The 8,555-nt window shown below is 33.7% G+C and carries 6 protein-coding genes; 5 read left to right on the top strand and 1 reads right to left on the bottom strand.

Annotated features, from left to right (window positions below; translation table 11 throughout):
- The first annotated feature begins 373 nt into the window (after positions 1-373).
- From WMO18_RS10015 to feoB, 4 genes are all read left to right on the top strand, one after another.
- Complete coding sequence (locus WMO18_RS10015) at positions 374-1,669, top strand: carboxyl transferase domain-containing protein (protein WP_138157412.1); 1,296 nt, start codon at positions 374-376, stop codon at positions 1,667-1,669.
- A 27-nt stretch (positions 1,670-1,696) separates the two neighbouring features.
- Complete coding sequence (locus WMO18_RS10010; RefSeq protein WP_022506059.1) at positions 1,697-2,056, top strand: biotin/lipoyl-containing protein; 360 nt, start codon at positions 1,697-1,699, stop codon at positions 2,054-2,056.
- A 20-nt stretch (positions 2,057-2,076) separates the two neighbouring features.
- Positions 2,077-3,474, top strand: a complete 1,398-nt coding sequence (locus tag WMO18_RS10005; RefSeq protein ID WP_022506058.1) for an oxaloacetate decarboxylase subunit alpha — start codon at positions 2,077-2,079, stop codon at positions 3,472-3,474.
- A 110-nt stretch (positions 3,475-3,584) separates the two neighbouring features.
- Positions 3,585-5,684: a ferrous iron transport protein B gene (gene feoB, locus WMO18_RS10000; RefSeq protein ID WP_367286577.1), complete on the top strand. Its 2,100-nt coding sequence runs from the start codon at positions 3,585-3,587 to the stop codon at positions 5,682-5,684.
- A 24-nt stretch (positions 5,685-5,708) separates the two neighbouring features.
- Here the strand turns inward: feoB and WMO18_RS09995 are convergent, their stop codons facing one another.
- Positions 5,709-6,851, bottom strand: coding sequence for a tRNA(Met) cytidine acetate ligase (locus tag WMO18_RS09995; RefSeq protein WP_211148519.1), 1,143 nt, complete (start codon positions 6,849-6,851; stop codon positions 5,709-5,711).
- 100 nt (positions 6,852-6,951) lie between these two features.
- On the opposite strand from WMO18_RS09995, the gene WMO18_RS09990 reads away from it, so the two are divergent.
- The gene (locus WMO18_RS09990; protein WP_211148518.1) at positions 6,952-8,160 is read left to right on the top strand and encodes an acetate/propionate family kinase; all 1,209 of its coding nucleotides are present in this window, start codon (positions 6,952-6,954) and stop codon (positions 8,158-8,160) included.
- Positions 8,161-8,555 lie beyond the last annotated feature (395 nt).

The raw sequence follows: 8,555 nt of genomic DNA, 5'->3' as shown, positions 1-8,555 counted from the left end.
CACGTAATCTTTGATGTTCACTTAATTGTTCACCCGTTAATAAAGTGTGATAACTGTTCTATTGGTAAGTGGTCAGCAAAGTTAGTTTATACAACTTTAACTAAGTATTTTATTATTAAATTAAATGTGTACAATTATATACATTTTGTTCATAATAATAGAAAAATACACTATTAATTCTAGCCTTATGGTTTTGCGTATTTTTGAGCAATTTGACTATAAATTACGCATAAATCTTCAACAATTATTTAAAGTGTGCAAAAATAAATCTTTGCACACTTTTTTCTTGTAAAAAAATATATTTTGGGATATAATGATTTATGTAGTATTTTAATATAGACACAGTATAAATACACGAAAGTGAGGAATAGAGATGAGTACAGAAAAAATTACTCAGGCTAAGGCTGAAATCTCAAAAACTTCTGCTTATAAGGTAATTACAGAATTTTTTGATGAGGGTAGCTTTATTGAAATTGACACATATGCAAAGTCAGGTGACAACTATGCAGAAGCTGTTGCCGGTTATGGTTCTGTAAACGGACTACCTTGCTATGCTTTTTGTCAGAATATTGATGTTGCAAACGGTGCTATGAGTAAGGCACAGGCAGCAAAACTAAAGAAGGTATATGACCTTGCACTAAAGAACGGTGCACCTGTTGTAGGTATCTATGACAGCCTAGGCGGTAAGCTAAAGGAAGGTAATGAACTTCTAAACGCTTACGGTACAGTTCTTCACGCAGCAAGTACTCTTTCAGGTGTTGTACCACAGATTTCTGTTGTACTATCAGATTGTCTAGGTACTTCTGCTATTACAGCTTCTTCTGCTGACTTTGTTATCAAGGCTAAGGATGCTAAGATTTCTGTTCAGACTTCTGATGATGAAGGTTGTAACTGTTCAGTTGCAATTATCGCTGACGATAAGGAAGACGCTATTTCTAAAGCTAAGGATCTTATCCTTTATATGCCATCTAACAACCTTTCAACTGCTCCTTGTGCAGAAGAATTCGGTCCTGACCCTGAAGGCAAGTGCATTGTATGCAAGACACTTGATGCAGGTTCTGATGTTAAGCTATATGACCACATTGGCGAAACTGCAAAGGTTGGTTTTGCTAGACTACAGGGCGAAGTTGTTGGTGTTGTACAGACTAAGGGTGGCAAGATTCAGAAGCCTGACGGCAAGAAGATTACAAAGCTTGTTTCTTTCTGTGATGCTTTCTCAATTCCTGTTATCACATTCCTAAATAGTGAAGGCTTTGATTGTCTTGGTGCTGCAACTTCTGTTACAAATGCTTATGCAGAAGCTACAACAACAAAGATTACAGTTATTACAGGTAAGGCAGTAGGTCCTGTATATGTAGCAATGGCAGGTTCAGGTGCAATGACAGATTTAACATTTGCTCTACCTGAAGCAGTTGTTTCTCCACTTAACGAAATGGCAGCAACATTCCTACTAGCTCCTGAAAAGATGGAAGTTCCTGTTAAGGATCAGCCAAAGGTAGCTGAAGAATTTGCTCAGGCTAACCTATCAGCATTTAAGGCTGCTGAAGACGGTGTTATCGAAAATATCGTTACAGAAGCAGAACTAAGAACTGTTCTTGGTCAGTCAGTAACAATGCTAATGAGCAAGAGAGTTTCTACTCTACCAAAGAAACATTCAACAATCGGTTAATATATTACAATCAAAGGGGAATTTAAGATGAAAAATTTAAAGATTACAGTTAATGGCACAACATATGATGTACAGGTTGAAGAAACAGGTGCTTCTTCAGCACCAGTAGCTTCTGCTCCAGCTCCAGCTGCAGCTCCAGCACCAGCAGCTGCTCCGGCTCCATCAGCAGGTGCAGGTACAAAGGTTGAATCACCTATGCCTGGTACAGTTCTTGATATTAAGGTTGCTAACGGTGCAACAGTTAAAGAAGGCGAACCAGTTGTAATTTTGGAAGCTATGAAGATGGAAAACGAAATCAATGCTCCTTGCTCAGGTACAGTTACTTCTATTTGTGTTAACAAGGGTGACTCTGTTGACTCAGGTACAGTACTTGTAACAATCGGCTAATAACTGGAAGGAAGATTAAAATGGCTAAGAAACTAAAAATTACAGAAACAGTTCTTAGAGATGCACATCAGTCACTTCTTGCTACAAGAATGCCACTTTCTGATATGTTACCAATTCTCCCAGAACTAGATAAAATCGGATTTTATTCACTAGAATGTTGGGGTGGTGCAACATTTGATGCTTGCCTAAGATTTCTAGATGAAGACCCATGGGAAAGACTTCGTACACTTCGTAAGGAATGTCCTAACACAAAGCTACAGATGTTATTCCGTGGTCAGAATATGCTTGGTTACCGTCACTATGCTGATGATGTTCTTGAATATTTTGTTCAGAAGTCAGTAGCTAACGGTATTGATATTATCAGAATTTTCGATGCTCTTAACGATATTAAGAACCTTGAAACAGCTGTTAAGGCTGCTAAAAAGGAAGGTGCTCATGCACAGATTGCTATGAGTTACACAACAGGTCCTGTATTTGATAACAAATACTATGTTGACTATGCTAAGAAGATTGAAGCTATCGGTGCAGATTCTATCTGTATCAAGGATATGGCTGCTCTACTTACACCATATAAGTGTGAAAGCCTAATTAAGGATCTTAAGAAGGCAGTTAATATTCCAATTCAGCTACACACACATGCTACTGCAGGTCTATCTTCAATGTGTATTATGAAGGCGGTAGAAAATGGTTGTGATGTTGTTGATACTGCTATGTCACCACTAGCTGACGGTACATCTCATTCACCAACAGAATCAATTGTTGCTGCATTCCAGGGTACAAAATATGACACAGGTCTTGACCTAGCTGCTCTAGCTAACATTCGTGAATACTTTATGGGTCTAAGACAGAAGTATCTAGACAGTGGTCTAATTGACCCTAAGATGCTTGCTACAGATGCATCAGCTCTACTATATCAAGTTCCTGGTGGTATGCTATCTAACCTACTTTCTCAGCTAAAACAGGCCGGTAAGGAAGATAAGCTTCTTGATGTTATGAAGGAAGTTCCTAATGTTCGTAAGGATGCAGGTTACCCACCACTAGTTACACCATCATCACAGATTGTTGGTACTCAGGCAGTATTCAATGTTATCACAGGTGAAAGATATAAGATGGTTACAAATGAATTTAAGGATCTTGTTGCAGGTAAGTATGGTACAACTCCACTACCAATCGACCCTAAATTCAGAACAAAGATTATTGGCGATATGCAGCCAATCGACTGTCGTCCTGCTGACCTACTAAAGCCTGAACTGGAAGAACTAAAGAAAGAAGCTGCTCCTTTCGCAGAAAAGGAAGAAGATGTACTTTCTTATGCTATGTTCCCTAAGGTAGCTAAGGACTTCTTTGAAAAGCGTAGAAACAAGAAAATCGGACTTAACAACAACGCTGACAAAGAAAATATGATTCATCCGGTTTGATTGTAAACTAAATTAATTACACCACCCATTTTTGGGTGGTGTTTTTTGTTGCCTTGTAATTTTTTTTGATTTATAGAATAAACTGTATAGTAGAAAGTTTAGGTGACAAAATGAATATAAAAATCGGACTTGCAGGTAATCCTAATTGTGGCAAAACAACTTTGTTCAATCTATTAACCGGTAGCAATCAGTATGTAGGTAATTGGTCAGGTGTAACGGTAGAGAGTAAGGAGGGTATATTAAAAAATCATAATAACATAACTATAACCGATTTACCCGGGATTTACTCACTATCCCCATATTCACCGGAAGAAGTTGTTGCAAGAAATTACCTTGTAAACGAAAAACCAAATGTAATTATCAATATTGTCGACGGAACAAAATTAGAGAGAAATCTATACCTAACACTTCAACTTATGGAAATAGGTGTACCCATAGTTGTTGCAATAAATATGATGGATGTTGTCCGAAAAAATGGTGGTAAAATTTATATAGAAAAACTGTCAAAAATACTAGGTGTTCAAGTGGTAGAAATCTCCGCACTTAAAAATTTAGGCATAGATAACTTAATCAGGACAACAATTCAAGTTGCGAATAATAAAACTTCACCACCTAAATTTATGAAATATAATTCTAATGTAGAAAATACTTTGCAATATATTGAAAGCAAAATCAATAATAATTCTGTTAAAGAAAAATCAAGATATTATTCAGTAAAAATTTTTGAAAAAGATAAATATATTTTAAATTCACTAAATCTAAATTTAGAAACTATAAATAAAATAAATAGTAAAATTAATTCTTGTGAAGAATTATATAATGATGAATCGGTAGCATTAATAATAAACGATAGATATAAATTTGTTGAAGTTCTTCTCAGCAATTGCTACTCAGCCGGTAGCAAGTCTTGTGATAGTTCAAATAAAGTGGATAATATTCTCTTAGGGAAATATACTGCCATTCCAATTTTCATTCTAATAATTTTTCTTATTTATTACATATCAGTTAGTTTGGTAGGAAATTTAACTTCCGACTTTATTACATCAGTAATTTTTGATGACTTGTTAAGTAACAATATAAAAACTTTTCTCACCGATATTGACTGCTCAAATATCTTAATTTCACTAATTAATGAAGGTATAATTAATGGTGTAGGTAGTGTTATAGCTTTTGTACCTGAACTTATTGCATTATTTTTCTTTTTAGGAATATTAGAGGATATAGGCTATATGTCACGAATAGCCTTTATTATGGACCAAATTTTCAGAAAATTTGGTCTTTCAGGTAAAAGTATAATTCCTTTACTTATTAGTTCAGGTTGTGGTGTACCGGCTATAATGTCAACAAAAACTATTGAAAATAAAAAGCAAAAGATTATAACAGTTATCACCACAACAAATGTACCTTGTAGTGCCAAGTTGCAAATTATTGCACTTATTAGCAGTGAGATTTTCTCAAATAACTTCCTTGTAGCACCGATAATTTATTTTTCTTCAATTATTTTTGTGCTGATTTCTTCATTAATTCTCAGTAATCTGAACATTATAACTACAACAGATTCACCATTCATAATGGAAATTCCTAACTATCATTTACCCTCGTTAAGTACAATATGTTCACATCTGTTTCAGAGAATAAAAGCCTTTTTAATTAAGGCAGGGACTGTCTTGGTGGTGGCTTGTATCATCATTTGGCTACTTTCTAATTTCGGTTTTGCTAATGGAAAATTCACCTATTTAAATGGTGAAAATCAAAATAACTCACTAATGTGTTATTTTTCAGCGTTAATTTCAAATTTGTTTTATCCTTTGGGTTTTAATAATTGGCAATGTATCAGTGCAACTTTTTCAGGAATTTTCGCAAAAGAAAATATCGTTTCATCACTAAATATGTTCATGAATTCCAATGAAACTATAAAATCAGTTCTGCCAACATATTCCTCAGCAATTAGTTTCTTGGTATTTAACTTGTTAAATTCCCCTTGCATCGCCTCAATAATTGCAATGAATAAGGAACTTGTAAGCAAGAAGTTATTTATTTTCGCATTGCTATATCAAAATATTTTTGCCTACATAATATCATTGATCATTTACCAACTAATAGGATTTTTTCTAGGTGAAGTGCAATTAAATGTTTTTACAATAGTATCAATATTATTTGTAGGATTTATAATTAATATTCTATTAAAGAAAAAACCTTCTAAAATTTAGAAGGTTTTTGTTCTGTATATTAACTTATCCTTTAATAATTTGCTGAGTAAATTCATTGTTTAGTATTGTGTTGTTGCAACTTGCAAGTGACCACAACCTAGTTGCAAGGTTCTCAATTCCTAGAATTTTCTTACCGTTATTATCAAGATTATCATAACCGGTTTTCACATTAGTTATTAGTGGCAAAGTGCCATTTTCCTTGATTTCTTTCAGCAATTTACTGCCTTTTTCTGTGAAACCAAGCACCCTAATGTATGGTACACTAATTTCTTTAACAGAATTATCAATACCAAGAATTGCCCTACAAATTATTCTCCTAATCCTAGACATTGTGTATCTTTTAGTTTTCAGTTTTTCACATAATTCATTAAAATTGTTAGTATTTTGAACAACTTTAATTATCCTATTTTCAAAACCTTCCTGAACATCAGGAATATTTCTAAGGTCATTTTCTGTCATAGAAGATAGTTTGTAAAGAATAATTTTCTCAATATTTTCAATTTTTGCAGTATCGGTAATAGGGTATTTAGGTGTATATAATTCTCTGCTAGAATAATTATCTCTTATATAACTACCACTGGCAAAGTCACCACTGGAAAATTTATCATTATGCCCAGCACCTTTCCTGGAAAAAGTAATTGCTGATATGTTGCTATTTTCAAGTGACTTTAAATATTCCATACCCAATATATTGTTAGAACCATCAAATAAATTTGCAATATCATCAGAATATAATTCTAATATAGAATTATGAATAGCCTTGGGATAGGTAACACCTTTATTCATATTTTCTTTTATAATGTTTTGTACATTTTTATCTTTAAGAGCAGAAATTCCCTTTTTCAGTAAATCAACATCACCGCATTCACTGCCAAAAACGACTTTGTCAATTATATTGGTACCTTTCAAAATCTCAATAGAGCTTTTCCCAAAGTCCTCTGCACTTGACAATGAGTAAACAGAAGGTAATTCCAATACAAGGTCAACACCATTTTTTAGTGAGGCAAAAGTTCTATCCATTTTGCTAATAATAGATATGTCACCTCTCTGTACAAAGCTACTGCTCATTACCGTAACTACTGTGTCATTTTCAGTTTTAACCTTGTCAATCAGCCACTTATGACCATTGTGAAAAGGATTGAATTCCGATACCAAACCGTATATCATAAAAATCTCCTAAATACTTGAAATACTACAATTTTTGACTTATAATAATATCGTTAATTATTATATAACAAATGAATGAATCATTCAACAGGAGGATATAATGAAAGTATTAGTAATTAATGCTGGTTCATCTTCTCTTAAGTATCAGTTGTTTGATATGAAAGACGAATCAGTTCTATGTAAAGGTAATTGCGAAAGAATCGGTGTTGGCGATAGCCTAGTTGGTTATAAGAACTATAAAGGTCAAGAAAAGACTGTTAAAGTTGAAATGAATAACCATACAGAAGCATTTATGCAGGTTAAAGAACTTCTAACTGACCCAGAAGTAGGTGTTATTTCTGATGTTAAAGAAGTTGGTGCAGTTGGCCATAGAATCGTTCAGGGTGGTGCGATTTTCCACGAATCAACAGTTGTTACACCTATTACTATTGAACAGATTAACCTTCTTTCACCGTTAGCTCCACTACACAACCCTGGTGCAGTTCAGGGTATCAAGGCTGCTCAAAGTGTATTTGGTAAAGATACTCCAATGGTTACTGTATTTGATACTTCTTTCCATGCTACAATGCCTGAAAAAGCATATATGTATGCAGTACCTTATGAATATTATGAAAAGTATTCTATCCGTAGATATGGTTTCCACGGTACATCTCATAGATATGTTTCAGGTAAACTTGCTAAATTACTAGGTAAGGATATTAAGGATACAAAGCTTATCACTTGTCATATCGGTAACGGTTCTTCAATCACTGCTATTGAAGGTGGTAAAGTTATTGACACATCAATGGGTCTAACTCCACTAGATGGCTTTATGATGGGTACTCGTTCCGGTTCACTTGACCCTTCTGTTGTTACATATATTATGGAAAAAGAAGGTCTATCTGCAAAAGAAATGGATACAATCCTAAATAAGAAGTCCGGTTTACTAGGTATTTCCGGTGTATCATCAGATGACCGTGATGTTTGTGCAGCTGAAGAATCAGGTAACGAAAGAGCACACTTAGCTCACCAGATGCTATATTATCAGATTGCTAAGACAATCGGCTCATATTATATTGCCCTAGGTGGTTGTGACGGTATCTGCTTTACTGCAGGTATTGGTGAACATCAGACACATCTAAGAAAAGCAGTTCTAGATTACCTAAATGTACTAGGTATTAAGTGTGATGACGAAAGAAATGAAACTGCTGACGGCACAGCACTACTAACTACTGATGATAGTAAAATCCCTGTATATGTTATCCCAACTAACGAAGAACTTGTTATCGCAAGAGATACTCAGGCTCTAGTTGAAAAGAATGATAAGTAATTCATTAATATTATTGTAGTTTTTAATAATATTAGTATATCCCTTTATAATATAAAAATTATAAAAACTAATAACAGTCGGTGCAAAATAAAGCATCGGCTGTTTTATTATAAGAAGAAAATAGGAATTAATTGTGGATAATAGAAATAAATTTGAAAGTGAAAATTAAATTTAAAAAAATATTTTAAATAATTTTGTGGGAAATACAAAGAATTATCAGATAGTATAGCAATTATTGATATCTAATATAACTATATATTGTGTAAGAATAAATTTAAATATCAATATATAGTGTAGTGAAAAGAAATTTAAAAATTATTAAAAAAAGTTGAAAAAAAGTGTTGACAAAGAGGCAAAATAGCCGTATAATAAAACACGTTCCGCTGAGGGAATGG

It is taken from the genome of Ruminococcoides intestinihominis, from assembly GCF_040096285.1.
Classification (GTDB): Bacteria; Bacillota; Clostridia; order Oscillospirales; family Acutalibacteraceae; genus Ruminococcoides; species Ruminococcoides intestinihominis.
Note: the sequence above shows the minus strand (reverse complement) of the source record. Positions and strands in the feature narration are given on the sequence as shown.